Origin of the sequence: Saccharothrix carnea (assembly GCF_003014735.1) — a bacterium.
In the GTDB taxonomy this organism is placed as follows: Bacteria; Actinomycetota; Actinomycetes; order Mycobacteriales; family Pseudonocardiaceae; genus Actinosynnema; species Actinosynnema carneum.
In genome coordinates, this window is the sequence record NZ_PYAX01000007.1 from 235,707 (window position 1) to 252,403 (window position 16,697).

Genomic DNA, 16,697 nt, shown 5'->3' on the forward strand with positions numbered 1-16,697 from the left:
ACCCTAACGACCGCGCCGCCGCAGCTCCGCCGCCAGCATCGGCATCAGCTCGTCCACGAACGCGCAGTCGTAGCCCTGCCCCGCCATCAGCGACGTGGCGAACTTCGTCTTCGCCACCTCCGCCGACGACGCGCCGACCATGCCGTCCAGCGCGATCCCGACCTCTTCCAGCACCCGGTCCACCTGCGACGTCCGGTAGCCGCGCTGCGCCGGCCCGGCCAACGGAACCTTGATCAGGCGCAGCTGCTTCCACGACGTGATCGGCGGGAGCGCGCTCGGCCGCAGAGGTCCCTCGCCCAGCTGCTTCTCCACCCGCGCCAGGAACGCGTCCACCTCGGTCTCGTCGTACCCGCGCCGGCCGAACATGGGCCTGCTGAAGCGGACCTCGCGCACCTCGCGCGCGGTCAGGTCGTCCTGCCCGAGCAGCGTGTTCTCGATCCGGTCCAGGAACTTGTCCACCTGGGACTCCTGGTAGCCGCGCCGACCACGCGGCGGCTTGCCGAAGGCGGCGGTGCGGACGTCGCGAGCGGTCAACGGGCGCGTGCCCGGACCCGGACGCGGTCGAGCGGGAACGGCCGGAGGAGCAACAGCGGCAGCAGCAGGAGCGGCAGCAGCAGGAGCGGCAGGTGGAACGGTGACCCGAGCCGAGGCGGCCGGCCGGACGGGGGCGGGCATCCGTTCCAACGTCACCACGACGAGGTCGAGGAACGTGTCCACGTCGTCCTCGTCGTAACCCACCTGCCCCGGCGGCGCGTAGCTGAACTCGAAGTCCTGCACTTCCCGGGCGGTCAGGTCGTCGAGACCCGCCAGGGTGTTCTCGATCCGGTCGAGGAACGCGTCGATCTCGCCCTCGTGGTAGCCGCGGTTGCCCGGTCTGGGCTTGTGGAACCGCACCCCGCGCACGTCCTGCGGCGTCAGCCTGGCCGCCGGGCGCATCCCGGTCGACGTGGCGTGCGCGCCCTGCGCGGGAGCGGTGGCCTGGCGCCGCTGGGGCGTGGAGCCGAGCGTCTCGGCCACGAGGTCCATGAACGCGTCGACCTCGGCCGCGTAGTAGCCGGGTCTCGCCGGTCTGAACCGCACCCGGCGCACGTCCTGCTCAGTGACGTCGTCCCGGCCGAGCAGGGTCGCCTCGATGCGGTCCAGGAAGGCGTCCACCTGACCCTCGTCGTACCCCGGCTGGCCGGGAGGCGGGCGGTGGAAGGCGACCTGCCGCAGATCCTGCGCGCCCAACAGCGGCGCCGGATGTGCCGGCATGTGCCGGCGAGCGTCGAACCCGGCCACCCCATTACCTCCTTCGTGTGGTGTACCGGGGAGTATCGCCGGACGATGAGCCCGATGTTTCGCCCTATCGGCTCAATGCGCCGGAAGATCGCTCTACCCTGGCGGGCATGAGCCGGTTCGTGGACACGATGGTGGCAACCGCTACGGGTGCCGGGGGGCGGGCGCGGGGCATGACCACGGGGGAGCCGAACGCGCCCACCCGCCGGTCGTGGGCGGAGGTGCACCAGCAGGCCACCCGCATGGCCGGCGCACTCGTCGCGGGCGGGGTGGCGCGCGGCGAGTCGATCGCGGTCCTCGCGGGTGACCCGGCGGAGATCGCGCCCGCCGTGCAGGCGGTGTGGCTGGCCGGCGGCAGCACGACCATGCTGCACCAGCCGACAGCGCGCACCGACCTGGCCGAGTGGGCCGCCGACACGTTGCGCGTGCTCACCATGATCGGCGCGAAGCTGGTGCTGCTGGGCGCGCCGTTCGACGCGCTGTCGGGCGTGCTGGACGAGAACGGCGTCTCCTACCGCAGGCTGGCGGAGCTGGACGGCGAGCCGTTGGAGGCGCCCGTCGACGTCGACGAGGACCTGCCCGCGCTGCTGCAGCTGACCAGCGGTTCCACCGCCGACCCGAAGGCCGTCCGCATCACGCACGGCAACCTGTGGTCCAACGCCAAGGCGATGGAGACCGCCGCCGAGCTCGACCCGGAGACCGACCGGATGGTCTCCTGGCTGCCGCTGTTCCACGACATGGGGATGGTCGGCTTCCTGACCGTGCCCATGCTGTTCGGCATCGACCTGGTCAAGGTCACGCCGGTCGACTTCCTCGGCAGGCCGACCCTGTGGCCGGACCTGATCAGCCGCTACCAGGGCACCATCACGGCCGCGCCGAACTTCGCCTACGCCATCGCCGCCCGCCGCATGCAGGGCGTGGACGACGGCGCGTTCGACCTGTCCGCGCTGCGGATCGCGCTCAACGGCGCCGAGCCCATCGACCCGGCCGCGGTGAAGATGTTCACCGACGCGGGCGCGCGGTTCGGGCTGCGCCCCGAGTGCGTGCTGTGCGCGTACGGCATGGCGGAGACGACGCTCGGTGTCGCGTTCGCGCCGGTGTTCACCGGCATCTCGGTCGACGTGGTCGACCCGGAGGAGCTGGAGGCCGGTCACCGCGCCGTGCCCGTGCCGCCGGACAGCCCGAACGCGCGGGCGTTCCCGCTGCTCGGGCCGCCGCTGCCGGGGTTGGAGGTGCAGGTGGTCGACGAGTCCGGCGCGGTGCTCGGCGAGCGCGAGGTCGGTCAGCTGCGGGTGCGCGGCGAGGCCGTGACGCCCGGCTACCTCACCGTGGACGGCCCGCGCGCCACCCAGGACGCCGAAGGCTGGCTGGACACCGGTGACGAGGGGTACGTGGTGGACGGCCAGGTCGTCGTCTGCGGGCGGCGCAAGGACGTGATCATCATGGGTGGGCGCAACATCTACCCCACGGACATCGAGCGCGCCGCGACGGCCGTGGAGGGCGTGCGGCCGGGGAACGCGGTGGCCGTGCGGCTGGACGCGGGTACGCGGCGCGAGCGGTTCGCGGTGGTGGTCGAGTCGAAGCTGGCCGGTGACGACGAGGCGGTGCGCGGGTTGGGCAAGGAGATCAGCGCGCGGGTCGTGGACGCGGTCGGGCTGCGGCCGTTCTCGGTGGTCGTGCTCAAGCCGGGCAGCCTGCCCAAGACGCCGTCCGGCAAACTCCGCCGCGCCGCCGCCGCGGCCCTGGTACCCACTGTGTGATGTCACCGGCGGAGCGCGCGCTGGAGCACGTGAGGGCGCGGTCGACCGGTCGGCCGCTCGACCGCACCCTGCGCGTCACCCTGAACTTCCACCCCGAACGGGTGGTCGCCGCTCTCGCGGACACGGGTCGTTACGTCTCGCAGTTCGTGACCGGGACGGGCAACGGCGGCTTGACCGCGTTCGCCGGTGGTGACCGGTGGCGCTGGGAGAGCCGGATCTTCGGCGGCGCGTACGACGACGCGCCACCGCACGACCGGCCGGTGTACGGCGGGTTGAACTTCCGCCTCAGACCTCACGGCGCGTCACCGCGGTTCGGGTCGGCACACCTTCGGCTGACCGAGGGGACGCTGGACCGGACCACGTTCTGCTACCCGGACAGCGTGCTGGAGCCGGAGACGTTCGGCACGGCGGACCGCATGGCGTTGATCGAGATCGCCCGCGCGGACGACCGTGATCTGCTGGACGACTACATCGAGGCGCACGTGCACGGCCCGGTGTCGCTGGAGACCGACGTGGAAGCGCTCGTGCTCGACCCGAGTTATCGGGGCACGAAGATCGAGGATGCTGCATACAGTCTGCCGTGTTCTGTCGAATGGCATCCGGGATTCCGTCTGGACGTCGATGAGTTGCGCCGCCACGCCGATTACCGGGGGCGGCGTTATGTTGACCTTGGGGTGGAACTCGCGGTGGACGGTGTGCTGACGCCGAAGATGATCGGTGACGCGCGTGACCGGTATGACCAGCAGGAGTTGAAGAAGGTGTGGCACCTGTTGGCCCGCTTCGGGCGGTGATCGGCTTGGTTCGCGCAGTTCGGGTTATTGGTGCGTGACTTGGGTCCGGTGGGCTGGCTGCGGGTCCGTTGTGGGCACGTCGAACCGGTGGCACCGGAGGGCGGGCGGCGGTCCGATGTGGGTGCTGTTGGGGGTGTGGTCGGTGCTCAGTGGAACTTGTTCTGGGCCGCTTCCAGTCCGAGTTCCAGCAGGGCTTCCACCGCATCGGCTGCCCGGTCCAGTTCCAGCGCCAGCTGCTTGCGCTCCACGAGCGAGAAGTCGCGCAGCACGTAGTCGGCGGGGTCCATCCGGCCCGGTGGGCGGTCCACGCCGAACCGCACCCGGTGGTAGTCCTTCGTGCCCAGCGACTTGGTGATCGACCGCAGCCCGTTGTGGCCGTTCTCGCCGCCGCCGAGCTTGAGCCGCACCGCGCCGAACGGCAGGTCCAGCTCGTCGTGCACCACGATGACCGACGCCGGCGGCACCTTGTAGAAGTTCGCCGTGCCCGCCACCGGACCGCCGGAGGTGTTCATGTAGCCGCGCGGCTTGGCCAGCACGACCCGGCGGCCGGCCAACCGGCCCTCCACCACCTCGGCGCCGCCCTTGTGCGCCTTGAACTTCCCGCCCACGCGCGCGGCCAGCTCGTCCAGCACGAGGAAGCCGACGTTGTGCCGGTTGCCCTCGTACTTGGGGCCGGAGTTGCCCAGCCCGACGACCAGGGCGACGTCATCGACCACGGAACCGCAACTCCTGCTCAAGCTCGTCCAACAGGGCGTCGACCGCCCGCACCTGGTAGCCGCGCCGGAGCCCGGACGTGGTGGTGAACCTGGTGTGGCGCACCTCGCCGGAGGTCATCCGCCCCCGGCCGTCCAGCGCCGCGGCGGCCCGGCCGAGGAACGCGTCGACTTCGCCGCGATCGTAGCCGTTCGGCGAGCGCGGCAGCTTCACCGCCAGCACGGCCTCGCCGGTCTGCAACGTGGTCGGCGGCACGTGCCCGGACCGCAGCTGGTGCTCGCACACCGCCAGGAAGTCGTCCACGGTCCGCTGGTCGTAGCCGCCGGCGATCTCCGTGAACACGATCGTGCGCACCTGGTCGGGGACCAGCGTGGTGCGCCCGGCGAGCGCGTCGGCGATGCGCAGCACGAACGCGTCCACCTGCGCCGGGTCGTAGCCCTTGCCCCGGCGGCGGGGGAACCGGGCGGCGCGGACCTGAGCCGGGCTCAGAAACGGGAACGGCACGCCACCCCAGCCGGGTGGCGGGGGAAGCGTGCCGTCCGAGTTGCCCGACGTGATGGGCTCAGCCTTCTTCGGTGGCCTCGGACTCGGTGGCCTCACCGGTGTCGCCGTCCAGCTCGGCGGCGGTCGGCGCGGCGTTCACCGCGAGGACCATCGCGTCGCCGTCGGTCACCAGGGTGGTGCCGGCGGGCAGCGTGAGGTCGGACGCGTGCACCTGGGTGCCCGCCGCCAGACCCGCGATGGAGAACTCGACCTGCTCGGGGATGTTCAGCGCGTCGGCCTCCACCTGGACGGTGGTGAGGTCCTGCGTGAGCAGGGTCGCCGCGGCGGCGTCGCCGGTGAGGACGATCGGCACCTCGACGGTGACCTTCTCGCCCCGCTGCACGAGCAGCAGGTCGACGTGCTCGATGTAGTTCTTGATGGGGTGCGTGGTGACGGTCTTGGTCAGCGCCAGCTCGGTGGAGGACTCGATGTCCAGCGTGAGAACTGCGTTCTGACCGTGCTCGCGGACAACACGGGCGAACTCCAGCGCCGGCAGGGCCAGGTGCTTCGGGTCGGAACCGTGGCCATAGAGCACCGCGGGGATCTTGCCGGCGCGGCGGGTGCGGCGGGCGGCGCCCTTGCCGAACTCGGTGCGCTGCTCTGCGGCGAGACGGACCTCGGACACGGTGGGGCTCTCCTAACGGTCTGGCCTGGTAAACGTCGGCGGGTACGTCGGGCGGGGCGAAGCGGGGGTTGGCCTGCGGCGGCGGGCGGCGCGGAGGGTGAACACGCGCGGCATCACAACCGCCGCGTCGATCACGCCGAGCGTGATGCTCGCCCTCGCCGAGGCAACCTGGCCAGTGTAGGCCGATGCTCTGGGCGGGGCCTAATCGGGGGTTCGTTCCCCTCCGCGTGGCGCGTGAAACGCCGAAGGCCCGGCTCACCCGTAGGTGCGCCGGGCCCTCGTCGGGACGTCAGGCGTTGCCGTCGAACAGGGAGGTCACCGAGCCGTCCTCGAAGACCTCCTGGATCACGCGCGCCAGCAGGGGGGCGATCGGGAGGACGGTCATCGCGTCGAACCGCTTCTCGGCCGGGATCGGCAGGGTGTCGGTGAACACCACCTCGCGGGCGCCGCAGTCGCGCAGCCGGTCGACCGCCGGGCCGGACAGGACCGGGTGGGTGGCCGCGATGACGACGTCGGACGCGCCCTCGGCCAGCAGTTGGTCCACCGCCTTGGTGATCGTGCCGCCGGTGTCGATCATGTCGTCGATGACCACGCACAGCCTGCCCTCGACCTGGCCGACCACCCGGTTGGCCACGACCTCGTTCGGCCGCAGCGGGTCGCGGGTCTTGTGGATGAACGCGATCGGCGTGCCGCCGAGGGTGTCCGCCCACTTCTCGGCCAGCTTGGTGCGGCCGGCGTCGGGGGAGACGACGGTGATGTCGCGTCCCGCGTACTTGTCCTTGATGTGCTCCGCGAGCAGCGGCATGGCCCAGAGGTGGTCCACCGGGCCGTCGAAGAAGCCCTGGATCTGCGCGGTGTGCAGGTCGACGGCCACCAGCCGGTCCGCGCCCGCGGTCTTGAACAGGTCGGCTACCAGGCGGGCCGAGATCGGCTCACGGCCGCGGTGCTTCTTGTCCTGCCGCGCGTACGGGTAGAACGGCATGATCACGGTGATGCGCTTCGCGGACGCCCGCTTCAGCGCGTCCACCATGATCAGCTGCTCCATCAGCCACTGGTTGATGGGCGCGCAGTGCGACTGGATGACGAACGCGTCGCAGCCGCGCACGCTCTCCTCGAACCGCACGAAGATCTCGCCGTTGGCGAAGTCGTACGCCGACTGGGGGGTCACCGACACGTTCAGGTGCTTGGCCACCTGCTCGGTCAACTCGGGGTAGGCACGCCCGCCGAAGAGCATCAGGTTCTTCTTGGGTGTCCCGGCCATCGTGGGGTTCACGTCAGCGCCCTTCATCGGTTGTGCCTGCATTCTCGGGCGTCAGAGCGCGCTCCGCCGCTTCGGCCGAAGGGGTGCCCGCGCGGCGGGACACCACCCATCCGTCCAGGTTGCGCTGGGGTCCACCGGACACGGCCAGCGCGCCGGGCGGCACGTTGCGCCGCACCACGGTCCCCGCGCCGGTGTACGCGCCGTCGCCCACGGTGACCGGCGCGACGAACATGTTGTCCGAACCGGTGCGGCAGTAGGACCCGATCGTGGTCCGGTGCTTGTTCACGCCGTCGTAGTTGACCGTGACGCTCGCCGCGCCGATGTTGGAGTGCTCGCCGATGGTGGCGTCGCCGATGTAGCTCAGGTGCGGCACCTTGCTGCCCGCGCCGATGTCGGAGTTCTTCGTCTCGACGAACGTGCCGATCTTGCCGCGCTCGCCGAGCCGGGTGCCCGGCCGCAGGTAGGCGAACGGGCCCACGGACGCGCCCGCGCCGATCTCCGAGCCGGAGCCGTGGGTGCGCACCACGGTCGCGCCCGCGCCGATCACGCACGCCGACAGCGTCGTGTCCGGCCCCACGACCGCACCCTCGCCGACCGTGGTGCCCGCGCGCAGCTGCACGTTCGGCTCGATCAGCACGTCGCGCTCCAGCCGCACGTCGGCGTCCAGCCAGGTGGTGGCCGGGTCGACCACGGTGACGCCCGCGCGCATCGCGCGCTCCACGATCCGGCGGTTGAGCTCCGCGCCGAGCCGGGCCAGCTGCACGCGGTCGTTCACGCCCTCGACCAGCCACGCGTCCGACGTCACCAGCGCGCCCACGCGCCGACCGTCCGAGCGCGCGATGGTCAGCACGTCGGTCAGGTACAGCTCGCCCTGCGCGTTGTCGGTGGACAGCCGGGAGAGCCCGTCGCGCAGCACGGCCGCGTCGAACGCGTACACCCCGGAGTTGATCTCGGTGATGGCCCGCTGCTCGGGCGTGGCGTCCTTCTGCTCCACGATGCCCTCGACCGAGCCGTCCGCGGACCGCACGATCCGCCCGTACCCGGTGGGGTCGGCCACCACGGCGGTCAGCACGGTGACCGCGTTGCCGCGCGCACCGTGCTCGGCCAGCAGCCCGCGCAACGTGTCGGCGTCCAGCAGCGGCACGTCGCCGTAGGTCACCACGACCGTGCCGCCGAGGTCGGCGGGCAGTTCGGCCAGGCCGCAGCCGACCGCGTGCCCGGTGCCCTTCTGCTGCTCCTGCACCGCCACGGTGACCTTGCGGTCCAGCGCGGTGGCCAGGGTGTCGAGGTGGTCGGCCACCGCGGCGCGGCCGTGGCCGACCACGACGGCCAGGTGGTCCGGCTCGGTCCCGGCGGCGGCGCGCACGGCGTGCTCCACCAGGGAACGACCGGCGATTCGGTGCAACACCTTCGGGGTGGCTGAGCGCATGCGGGTGCCTTCACCCGCTGCGAGGACGATCGTGCTGACTGGGGTGGGGACACCCTCGAGCATCAGCGCTCTCCCTAGCTGAGTGCGTGCCTTCAGCGGGAGGGGCCTGGCTTCCCGCCAGGTGCCGATACTAAGCCTCCGAGGAGGCCTCGCCTTCCACGGCCGCAACCTGGCAGCCACCTCGCCGCTTCGCCACGTACATCGCCGAGTCGGCACGGGCCAGCGCCGCGTGCGCCGCCTCGCGCGGTCGCACGGAGATCACGCCCACCGACAGCGTCACCCCCCTGGACAGGTCGGAAGGCAAGTCCGCGACGGCATCCACGGCCCGGCCGAGGGCCGCTTCGGCGGCGTGCAGCGGCGCGCCGGGCAGCAGCACGACGAACTCGTCACCGCCGTAGCGGGCCACCAGGTCGTCACCCCGCAACGCCTGGCGCAGTGTGCTCGCAATCACGCGGAGGACATCGTCACCCTCGGCGTGCGAGTACTTGTCGTTGACGACCTTGAACCCGTCGAGGTCGACCAGCGCGATGGCCATCGGGTGGGTCTGCGCGTTGATCAGCGCGGCCAGCCGGTCGTCCAGCGCGCGGCGGTTCGGCAGGCCGGTCAGCGGGTCCTGCAGCGCCTGCTGCGCGATCGCGCCGTGCGCCCGGGTCAGCCGCTCGTGGTCGCGCCGGGTGAGCAGGGTGGCGGTGCGCGCCTCCTGCATCAGCCACAGCTCCACCTCCAGCGCGTTGGCGTAGGTCTGCAGCGCCGAGATGGTGCGTTCGCCGTGCGGGCCGGACATCCGGGCGTACTCGCGGGTCAGGCACAGCATCAGGGTGGGCTCGGAGTTGTCGTGCTCCAGCCGGTCCTGCGCGTCGTGCAGCACCTGGAGCGCCTGCTGCGGCAGCTCCTCCATCTCCAGGCAGCGGGCCAGCGCGATCGACACGATGATCAGCTCGCGGGCGTACATGGCCAGCTCGCGCAGCGACCACAGCCGCGCGATGTGCTCGGCGCCCGGCTTGGCCAGCGCGTGCGCCGCGCCGATCACCGGCACCTGCTCGGCGGCGGTGCGGTCACGCCTGCCGGGGTGCAGCGACTCGCGGAACGGGCCCTCGACGGCGGTGGCGATGGCCGACGCGGTGGCGAACCGCTCGGCGGCCTCCTCGAAGTTGCCCACCCGCTCCAGCCGCAGGCCCCAGCCGATCAGCAGCCGGGCCCGGTTGACCAGGTGGACGTAGATCAGGTGCGGGTAGGCGCTGTCCCGGATCGCGTTGTGCGCCCGTGCCATCACCTCGTCCGCCATCTCGTAGACGCCCAGCTGGGTGAGCACGAGGCCGGTCGTCTGCAACGCGGAGGCGAGCAGCCGGTCCCAGGTGCGCTTGTCCAGCATCGGGTCGGGGGCGAGGTCCTCCTCCAGCATCGCCAGGCCCGCCGCGACCTCGGTCAACGCCTTGTCCTCGAACCCGCCGAGCAGGTAGCGGCGCCCGCGCAGGGCGTGCGCCTCGGCCTCCAGCACCAGCAGGCCGTGCCGGCGGCAGTGCGCCAGCATCTCGTCCAGCACGGAGTCGGACAGGTCGACCAGGCCGGGGGTGACGATCCGGACCACGGCCGCCGCGCGCAGCAGCTGGCCGACGATCCGCGGCTCGCCGCGGCCCTGCGCCTCGGCCAGGATCTCGTCGACCTCGTGCGCCGCGTCGAGCTGGTCGGACAGGTGGCTGCTCTGGGCCACGGCCACGAGCTCACTCGCGCGGCCGACCAGCCACGCGTCGGACATCTCGTGGAGAGCCGGAGTCGCCACGTTGCCCTGCTCGTCGACCGCTTCCTCGCGCAGCGACTCACACCCCCATGCAGACGCAGGGCGGCCGGGACCCTTCGTGGCCCGGCCTCCTCGCTCCGCCACCAGGATTCGAACCTGGACCATCGGAACCAAAATCCGAGGTGCTGCCTTTACACCATGGCGGAACGGTCGGGGCTCGCCCCGACCGCGCGAACACATGTTGTCACGAGTCCCCCTCGAAGGTCAGCACCACCACTCATGTGGCGGCAACCCCACCGTAACGCGATCATGACACTGTGTGTTGTCGCAGGTCAGAGGCTCGCGCGAGGTGGCCTGGATCACGGTCCGGTGAACTCGCCAAGGCCGTGCGGCGACGCTCAGTGGTGCCGTGCGGGGGTCCATCGACGCCTGTTCGACACGATTTCGGCCGAAACAATCACACGCTTAACTACCTTGCGTAGTCGAACGGGCACGGTGGGGTGCGGCCGTGTGCGCGACGGAGTGCCGCCGTGTGCGTCGTGAGCTGCCGCCGTCCGGGCTAGCGGATCGCGGCGACCGAGTCGAGGAAGTCCGTCAGCGCGCGGTCGTAGGACTCCGGGTCGACGTTCCACGCCGCCGTGTGCTCCGCCGCCGGCACCTCGACGTACCGCAGCGGCCAGTCGAGCCGGTCCGCCGCCGCGGCCAGGTCCCGTGACGCCTGGACCGGCACGGTGCCGTCCGCGCCGCCGTGGAACAGCAGCGTCGGCGGCCGGTGCGCGGGAGGGCTGGCGACCAGGTCGAACCGGCTGAACTCCAGGTCGACGCGCCAGTCCGAGACCAGCTCCGCGACCGGCACCAGCTGCTCGGGCACGCCCCGGTTGCGCGACTGCAGCTCCAAGGTCTTCGTCCAGCTCACGACGGGTGCGTCGAGCACGACGGCGGCCACGTCGCCCGCCTGCGCCGAGCGGCCGAGGAACTGGCCGACGATCGCGCCGCCCATCGACCACCCGTACAGCACGACGTTGCGCGCGCCGTGCTCGCGGGCGTACCGCACGGCCGCCTCGACGTCACGCCACTCCGTGTCGCCCAGGTGGTACAGGCCGTCCGGGGAGCGCGGTGCGCCCTCGTCATTGCGGTAGGTCACGGCCAGAACGGGTAGCCCGAGTTGGTGCAGTGCAGGCATGACCCGCAAGGCCTCGGCCCTCGTGCCGCCCCGACCGTGGACCGCGACGACCCAGGTGGACGACGTCGCGGGGACCAGCCAGGCCGGGGCGTCACCCAATTCGGTAGGAATTCGCACTTCCGTGTACTCCAGGTCGTGCGCGGTGGCGGGGTCGGTGCTCCAGACCGACGTCTCCAGTCGGACCTGGGTGCCATTCGCGGGTGCCGTGCCCTGCAGTTCGCGCACCACCGTGCCCTCGGACCGCTGGGTCACCTGGCCGATCTTCGCGCCGCCGCCCGGCCAGACGAGCCCCCACGTGCCCGGGAGCACTGTGACCCTGGACTCCATCAGCGAGACGGTCCCCGAAGCCGACGACGTGACCGTGTCGCGGTAGCCGGGACGGGCGTTCTCCGGGTCGAGGAGCTGGCCGCTGTAGTACCAGCCGAACCCCAGAAGACCCCCCGTGAACAGCAGAAACACCACCGCGAGCGTGACCAGTGCGATGCGTAGGCGGCGGCGCCCGCGGACGTTCGGTGACCCCATCACCGAATGATGCCCCGGCGTTGATCGACACGCCCGACTTCCTGAGAACACGCCATGAGTTCGGCTTCCACTATGGCGGCACGAGGCTCACCTAACTTACGCTCCCGTAAGTTACGGTTCCGTAAGTAGCACCGATACACAACGAGGTACATGTATGACCAGCACCCTGGAGAGCAGGTCCACGCCGCAAGGTCCGGAGGATCGCGGACCCAAGCCGATGATCGAAGGGCGACGCGGTCACGTCGAGCAGTTCAGCGTGTACGTGTTCGTCATCGTGCCGTTCCTGGCTCTGCTCGCGGCCGTCCCGCTCGCCTGGGGGTGGGGTCTGGGCTGGGTCGACGTCGCGCTGTTCGTCGCGTTCTACTACCTGGCCGGCCTCGGCGTGACGATCGGGTACCACCGGTACTTCACGCACGGCTCTTTCAAGGCCAACCGCGCCCTCAAGATCGGTCTCGCGATCGCGGGCAGCATGGCGCTGCAGGGACCGGTGATCGTCTGGGTCGCCGACCACCGCCGTCACCACGCGTTCTCCGACCGCGAGGGCGACCCGCACTCGCCGTGGCTGTTCGGCAGCGGCCCGGTCGCGCTGGCCAAGGGCTTCTGGCACGCGCACATGGGCTGGCTGTTCGAGCGCGACAAGACCAACGCGCAGCGCTTCGCGCCGGACCTGCTGGCCGACGAGGACCTGGTCAAGATCGACAAGCTGTTCTGGCTGTGGACGACCATCAGCCTGCTCGCCCCCGCCGTGATCGGTGGTCTGGTCACCATGTCGTGGGCCGGTGCGCTGTCGGCGTTCTTCTGGGCCGGTCTGGTCCGGGTGGCGTTCCTGCACCACGTGACGTGGTCGGTCAACTCGATCTGCCACATGGTGGGCGACCGCCCGTTCGCCGCGCGTGACCGTTCCGCGAACGTGTGGGCGCTGGCGATCCTGAGCTTCGGCGAGTCGTGGCACAACCTGCACCACGCCGACCCGACCTGTGCGCGGCACGGCGTCAAGCGCGGTCAGATCGACACGTCCGCGCGGATGATCTGGCTGTTCGAGAAGTTCGGCTGGGCGACCAACGTGCGCTGGCCGAACCAGCAGCGCCTGGCCCGCATCAGCACCAAGAAGTAAGCGGTCGGAACGAGCTGTCGCCTGCCCCTCGCGTCCCACGCGGGGGGCAGGCGTTTAGGGTGGTCTGGGTGGCGGTGAGACGGCGTGGCGACGGGACACCGGTGCCGCGCGTGCGGATGACGGGCAAGGAGCGGCGCGAGCAACTGCTCGACGTGGCCCGCGCGTTGTTCGCCGAGAAGGGCTTCGAGGTCACGTCCATCGAGGAGATCGCGCACCGGGCCGGCGTGTCCAAGCCCGTGGTGTACGAGCACTTCGGCGGCAAGGAAGGCATCTACGCGGTCGTGGTGGACCGCGAGATGCAGTACCTGATGGACCACATCGTCAACGCGCTGTCCGGCGGGCACCCGCGTGAGCTGCTGGAACAGGCGGCGTGCGCGTTGCTGGACTACATCGAGGGTTCGACGGACGGCTTCCGGATCCTGGTGCGCGACTCGCCCGTGGCGTCGTCCACCGGCACGTTCTCGTCGTTGCTGAACGACATCGCGTCCCAGGTGGAGTCGATCCTGGGCCTGCACTTCTCCCGCCAGGGCTACGACCGCAAGCTGGCCGCCCTCTACTCCCAGGCTTTGGTGGGCATGGTGGCCCTGACGGGCCAGTGGTGGCTCGAGGTCCGCAAGCCGAAGAAGGACGAAGTGGCCGCCCACCTGGTCAACCTGGCCTGGAAGGGCCTGTCCCACATGGACCACAAACCCCGCCTCCGCACCCGCTGACGCGAGAGTCCAACGCTCACGCCGCGAGAGTCCAACGCTCACGCCGCGAGAGTCCAACGCTCACGCCGCGAGAGTCCAACGCTCAGCGCGCGAGAGTCCAACGCTCAGGACCCCTGAATTCAACACTCGGCCATCGACCGTTCGTCGTGAGCGTTGAATTCAGGGTGCGTGAACGTACGACTCTCGGGCGCTGAGCGTTGGACTCTCGCGGTTAGTTGTTGGTGATGCGGAGGAGTTTGTCGTCGGTGCCGTTCGAGGTGGTGACGTAGAGGGCGTTGTCGGGGCCCAGTTCGGCGGCGCGGAGGCGGCCGTGGGTGTCGTCCAGTTCCGAGGGGATGGCGACGGAGTGGACGCCACCCTCTTGGGTGACGGTGAAGAGCAGGAGCTTCGAGCCCTTCAGGGCGGTCACGGCCAGGACGCCGTTGAGGGAGCCCCACTGCTCGCCCACCAGGAAAGCGGCGTCGCAGATCGCCTCGGTCGGACGCCCGGACGACCACACGGCCGACACGGCGTCGGGGAAGCGCGAGAGGTCCGTCATCGGCACGTCCTCGTCGTACCCGCCGGTCGTGCCGCCCTTCGACGGGTCCCAGCCGTAGTTCCCACCGGCCTTGAGCACGTTGACCTCGTCGTCCACGTCCGGCCCGTGCTCGGCGGTGAACACCATGCCGTCCTGCCGGACCGCGACACCCTGCACGTTGCGGTGCCCGTAGGTGTAGATCCGGTCGCCGAACGGGTTGCCCGGCACGCCCTCACCGGTCGCCAGGTCGACCCGCAGCACCTTGCCGCCGAGGCTCGACTTGTCCTGCGAGACCGTGCCGCGAGCGGTGTCACCCGTCCCGATCAGCAGGTTCCCGTCACGGTCGAGCGCCATCCGGCACCCGGAGTGACGTCCGCTCGACGCCGTTGGCAGGCCTGAGAGCAGCGGGTCCTTCACCCTGGTCGCCTTGGTCCCGTCCAGCTCCCACGTCACCAGCCGCACGTCCGACGACGTGTTGAAGCACGTGGTGAACCGCCTGCTGGTGGCGAAGTCCGGGTGCACGACCAGGCTCATCAGCCCGCCCTCACCCCGCGCCTCCACGTCACCGAGATCGGCCTCGACGTCGGTCACCCGACCATCCGCGACCAACGCGATCCGCCCCGGCCGCTGCGGCACGAGCACCCGACCGTCCGGCAGGAACCCCACGTCCCACGGGTGGCTCAGCCCGGACGCCACGACCTCGACCTTCAGCCCCTCGGGCGTGGTCGTCGACGGCGCGCTGCCGCCGGAACCCTCGGCCGAACACGCCGCACACGCGGCCAGCACCGCAGCGAACCCGACAAACCGACGCATGCCGACCAGCATGGCAACCCCCGTGTGTGCTCCCCGTTCACGCGTCCGGTGATCCCGTACGCTGCCCGTGCCCGAACGGGGACTTGGGGGGTTGTGCCGTGCGCGTGCTGATGACGTTGTTGGTGCGTGACGAGGCCGACGTGGTCGCCGCGACCGTCGAGCACCACCTCGCCGCCGGGGTGGACTTCATCGTCGCGACCGACAACGGCTCGCGTGACGGCACCGTGGAGATCCTGGAGTCCTACCAGGCCGCGGGCGTGCTCGAACTGCACCACGAGCCGAGCCAGGACTACGAGCAGGGCCGCTGGGTGACCCGCATGGCCAGGCGCGCCGCCCACCTCGGCGCGGACTGGGTGATCAACGCCGACGCCGACGAGTTCTTCTGGCCGGCCGGGGAGACGACCCCCGGGCGGGACGCGCTCCCGGCCGCGTTCGCCGCCGCCGGCCCGGCGGGACTGGTCCGGTCGCGCCGCGACAACCTCGTCCCCGACCCGGCGGTCGACCCGACCGCGGCCTGGGTGGACCGCCTCGTCATCAGGGACACCGCCTCGCTGTCGGCGCGCGGCACGCGCATCGGTCCCAAGGTGTGCCACCGGGCCGACCCGGACGTGGACGTGGCGCAGGGCAACCACACCGCGACCGGTCCCCTGATCGGCGCGGAGTCACCTCTCACGCCCCTGGAGATCCTGCACGTGCCCGACCGCGGCTACGAGCACTACGCGCGCAAGATCGCCAACGGCGGCTCGGCCTACGCGGCGAACACCCGGCTCGGCGCGGACGTCGGCTGGCACTGGCGAGAGGACTACGAACGCCTGCTCGACGGCGAGCTGGCGGCCGTGTACGCGGCGCGCGAGCGGGACGGGGCGGCGGTGGCCGAGGGCCTCGCGGCAGGCGTGCTGTTCCGCGACACCCGGCTGGCGGACCGGCTCGCCGACCTCGTGCCGACTGCGGTCGACCCGGCGGCGCTGAAGGCCGTGCTCACCGCCCGTCCGAGCTGACCGGCCCCGGGCTGACCGGCCCCGGGCTGACCGGCTCTGAGTTGACCGGCGCTGAGTTGACCGGCATCGGGTAGGGCCGCTCCACGGGCAGCAGGGCACGCGCGCCGTCCAGGTCACCCGCCCGCACGAGCGCGTGCACCTCCCGCGCCAACGGCGTCACGTCGGTCAGCCCCACGACCCACTCGTCCACGTACCGCCGCGACGCCTCACCGGCCAGCCCGAGCTGCAACGACCGGTACGGCAGCTCGCCCAGCCGCAGGCTCCGCTCGGGGTCCCACTGCACGCGCACGTCCGGTTTCAGCCCGACGCCCTCGTGGCTCGGCACGGCCTCCCGCACCGCCCAGTCGAACCCCGATCGGGTGATTCGCACGGCCAGCACGCGTTCCTGGTCGGGCTTGGTGCCCCACCCGGAGCGGTACATCATCCACAGGAACGACGGCTTGATCCACGTCATCCGGCCGCGCTTGAACGGCGGCACGAACCGCCCCGCGGCCAGCGCGGGCTCGGCGATGGCGGGCGGGTAAGCCTGGTACACGGTGATGTGCCGATCGTCGTAGTCGGCTCTGATCTCTCTCTGCTCCACGTACCCAGGGTCACCCCGCGGTCAACCGAAATCACGGCGCACCCGGCGGGGGAGGGCCGTAGGCTGGGCAGTCGAGAACCCCTCCGGTGGACGTGGACGTTCGGTCCCGGGCAGGGGT

15 protein-coding genes and 1 tRNA gene are annotated in these 16,697 nt (G+C 71.2%); 5 read left to right on the plus strand and 11 right to left on the minus strand.

Translation table 11 applies throughout. From position 1 onward, the window contains the following. Nucleotides 1–3: 3 nt before the first annotated feature. A complete protein-coding gene (locus tag B0I31_RS42625) occupies nucleotides 4–1,254 on the minus strand; it encodes a DivIVA domain-containing protein (protein WP_281262310.1) in 1,251 nt (416 codons plus the stop codon). Between the two features lie 134 nt (nucleotides 1,255–1,388). On the opposite strand from B0I31_RS42625, the gene B0I31_RS22160 reads away from it, so the two are divergent. Both B0I31_RS22160 and B0I31_RS22165 read left to right on the plus strand, forming a co-directional pair. Next, nucleotides 1,389–3,038, plus strand: coding sequence for a fatty acyl-AMP ligase (locus B0I31_RS22160; protein WP_106617283.1), 1,650 nt, complete (start codon nucleotides 1,389–1,391; stop codon nucleotides 3,036–3,038). After that, the gene (locus B0I31_RS22165) at nucleotides 3,038–3,829 is read left to right on the plus strand and encodes a DUF3626 domain-containing protein (protein WP_106617538.1); all 792 of its coding nucleotides are present in this window, start codon (nucleotides 3,038–3,040) and stop codon (nucleotides 3,827–3,829) included. The genes B0I31_RS22160 and B0I31_RS22165 overlap by 1 nt, the downstream gene beginning before the upstream one ends. Nucleotides 3,830–3,975: 146 nt before the next feature. Here B0I31_RS22165 and pth read toward each other — a convergent pair whose 3' ends face one another. The 8 genes from pth to B0I31_RS22205 all read right to left on the minus strand — a co-directional run bounded on the left by pth (nucleotide 3,976) and on the right by B0I31_RS22205 (nucleotide 11,781). Further along, nucleotides 3,976–4,545, minus strand: a complete 570-nt coding sequence (gene pth / locus B0I31_RS22170; RefSeq protein WP_106617284.1) for an aminoacyl-tRNA hydrolase — start codon at nucleotides 4,543–4,545, stop codon at nucleotides 3,976–3,978. Continuing rightward, the gene (locus B0I31_RS22175; protein ID WP_106617285.1) at nucleotides 4,535–5,047 is read right to left on the minus strand and encodes a DivIVA domain-containing protein; all 513 of its coding nucleotides are present in this window, start codon (nucleotides 5,045–5,047) and stop codon (nucleotides 4,535–4,537) included. The genes pth and B0I31_RS22175 overlap by 11 nt, the downstream gene beginning before the upstream one ends. Before the next feature lie 58 nt (nucleotides 5,048–5,105). Continuing rightward, nucleotides 5,106–5,711, minus strand: a complete 606-nt coding sequence (locus B0I31_RS22180; protein ID WP_106617286.1) for a 50S ribosomal protein L25/general stress protein Ctc — start codon at nucleotides 5,709–5,711, stop codon at nucleotides 5,106–5,108. Nucleotides 5,712–6,000: 289 nt separating this feature from the next. After that, nucleotides 6,001–6,972 carry a ribose-phosphate diphosphokinase gene (locus B0I31_RS22185; protein ID WP_106617539.1) on the minus strand — a complete coding sequence of 324 codons (972 nt, stop codon included), beginning with the start codon at nucleotides 6,970–6,972 and terminating at the stop codon, nucleotides 6,001–6,003. Nucleotides 6,973–6,985: 13 nt separating this feature from the next. Next, nucleotides 6,986–8,464, minus strand: coding sequence for a bifunctional UDP-N-acetylglucosamine diphosphorylase/glucosamine-1-phosphate N-acetyltransferase GlmU (gene glmU, locus B0I31_RS22190; RefSeq protein ID WP_106617287.1), 1,479 nt, complete (start codon nucleotides 8,462–8,464; stop codon nucleotides 6,986–6,988). Between the two features lie 67 nt (nucleotides 8,465–8,531). Further along, nucleotides 8,532–10,181 carry a GGDEF domain-containing protein gene (locus tag B0I31_RS22195; RefSeq protein ID WP_245950231.1) on the minus strand — a complete coding sequence of 550 codons (1,650 nt, stop codon included), beginning with the start codon at nucleotides 10,179–10,181 and terminating at the stop codon, nucleotides 8,532–8,534. A 93-nt stretch (nucleotides 10,182–10,274) separates the two neighbouring features. Continuing rightward, nucleotides 10,275–10,345: transfer RNA gene (locus B0I31_RS22200), tRNA-Gln, on the minus strand. Nucleotides 10,346–10,698: 353 nt separating this feature from the next. Beyond that, entirely contained in the window at nucleotides 10,699–11,781 is a 1,083-nt protein-coding gene (locus B0I31_RS22205) for an alpha/beta hydrolase family protein (RefSeq protein ID WP_245950233.1), read from the minus strand. Between the two features lie 217 nt (nucleotides 11,782–11,998). Here B0I31_RS22205 and B0I31_RS22210 point away from each other — a divergent pair, with 217 nt between their 5' ends. Both B0I31_RS22210 and B0I31_RS22215 read left to right on the plus strand, forming a co-directional pair. Beyond that, a complete protein-coding gene (locus B0I31_RS22210) occupies nucleotides 11,999–12,958 on the plus strand; it encodes an acyl-CoA desaturase (protein WP_106617290.1) in 960 nt (319 codons plus the stop codon). 116 nt (nucleotides 12,959–13,074) lie between these two features. After that, complete coding sequence (locus tag B0I31_RS22215) at nucleotides 13,075–13,668, plus strand: TetR/AcrR family transcriptional regulator (RefSeq protein WP_053719425.1); 594 nt, start codon at nucleotides 13,075–13,077, stop codon at nucleotides 13,666–13,668. Nucleotides 13,669–13,879: 211 nt separating this feature from the next. Here B0I31_RS22215 and B0I31_RS22220 read toward each other — a convergent pair whose 3' ends face one another. Beyond that, nucleotides 13,880–14,998, minus strand: a complete 1,119-nt coding sequence (locus B0I31_RS22220) for a PQQ-dependent sugar dehydrogenase (RefSeq protein WP_106617540.1) — start codon at nucleotides 14,996–14,998, stop codon at nucleotides 13,880–13,882. A gap of 98 nt (nucleotides 14,999–15,096) precedes the next feature. Here B0I31_RS22220 and B0I31_RS22225 point away from each other — a divergent pair, with 98 nt between their 5' ends. Next, nucleotides 15,097–15,996, plus strand: coding sequence for a glycosyltransferase family 2 protein (locus B0I31_RS22225; protein WP_106617291.1), 900 nt, complete (start codon nucleotides 15,097–15,099; stop codon nucleotides 15,994–15,996). On the opposite strand, the gene B0I31_RS22230 is transcribed toward B0I31_RS22225, so the two are convergent. Then, nucleotides 15,977–16,579, minus strand: coding sequence for a DUF4291 domain-containing protein (locus tag B0I31_RS22230; RefSeq protein WP_106617292.1), 603 nt, complete (start codon nucleotides 16,577–16,579; stop codon nucleotides 15,977–15,979). The two genes, B0I31_RS22225 and B0I31_RS22230, sit on opposite strands and share 20 nt — an antisense overlap. Nucleotides 16,580–16,697 lie beyond the last annotated feature (118 nt).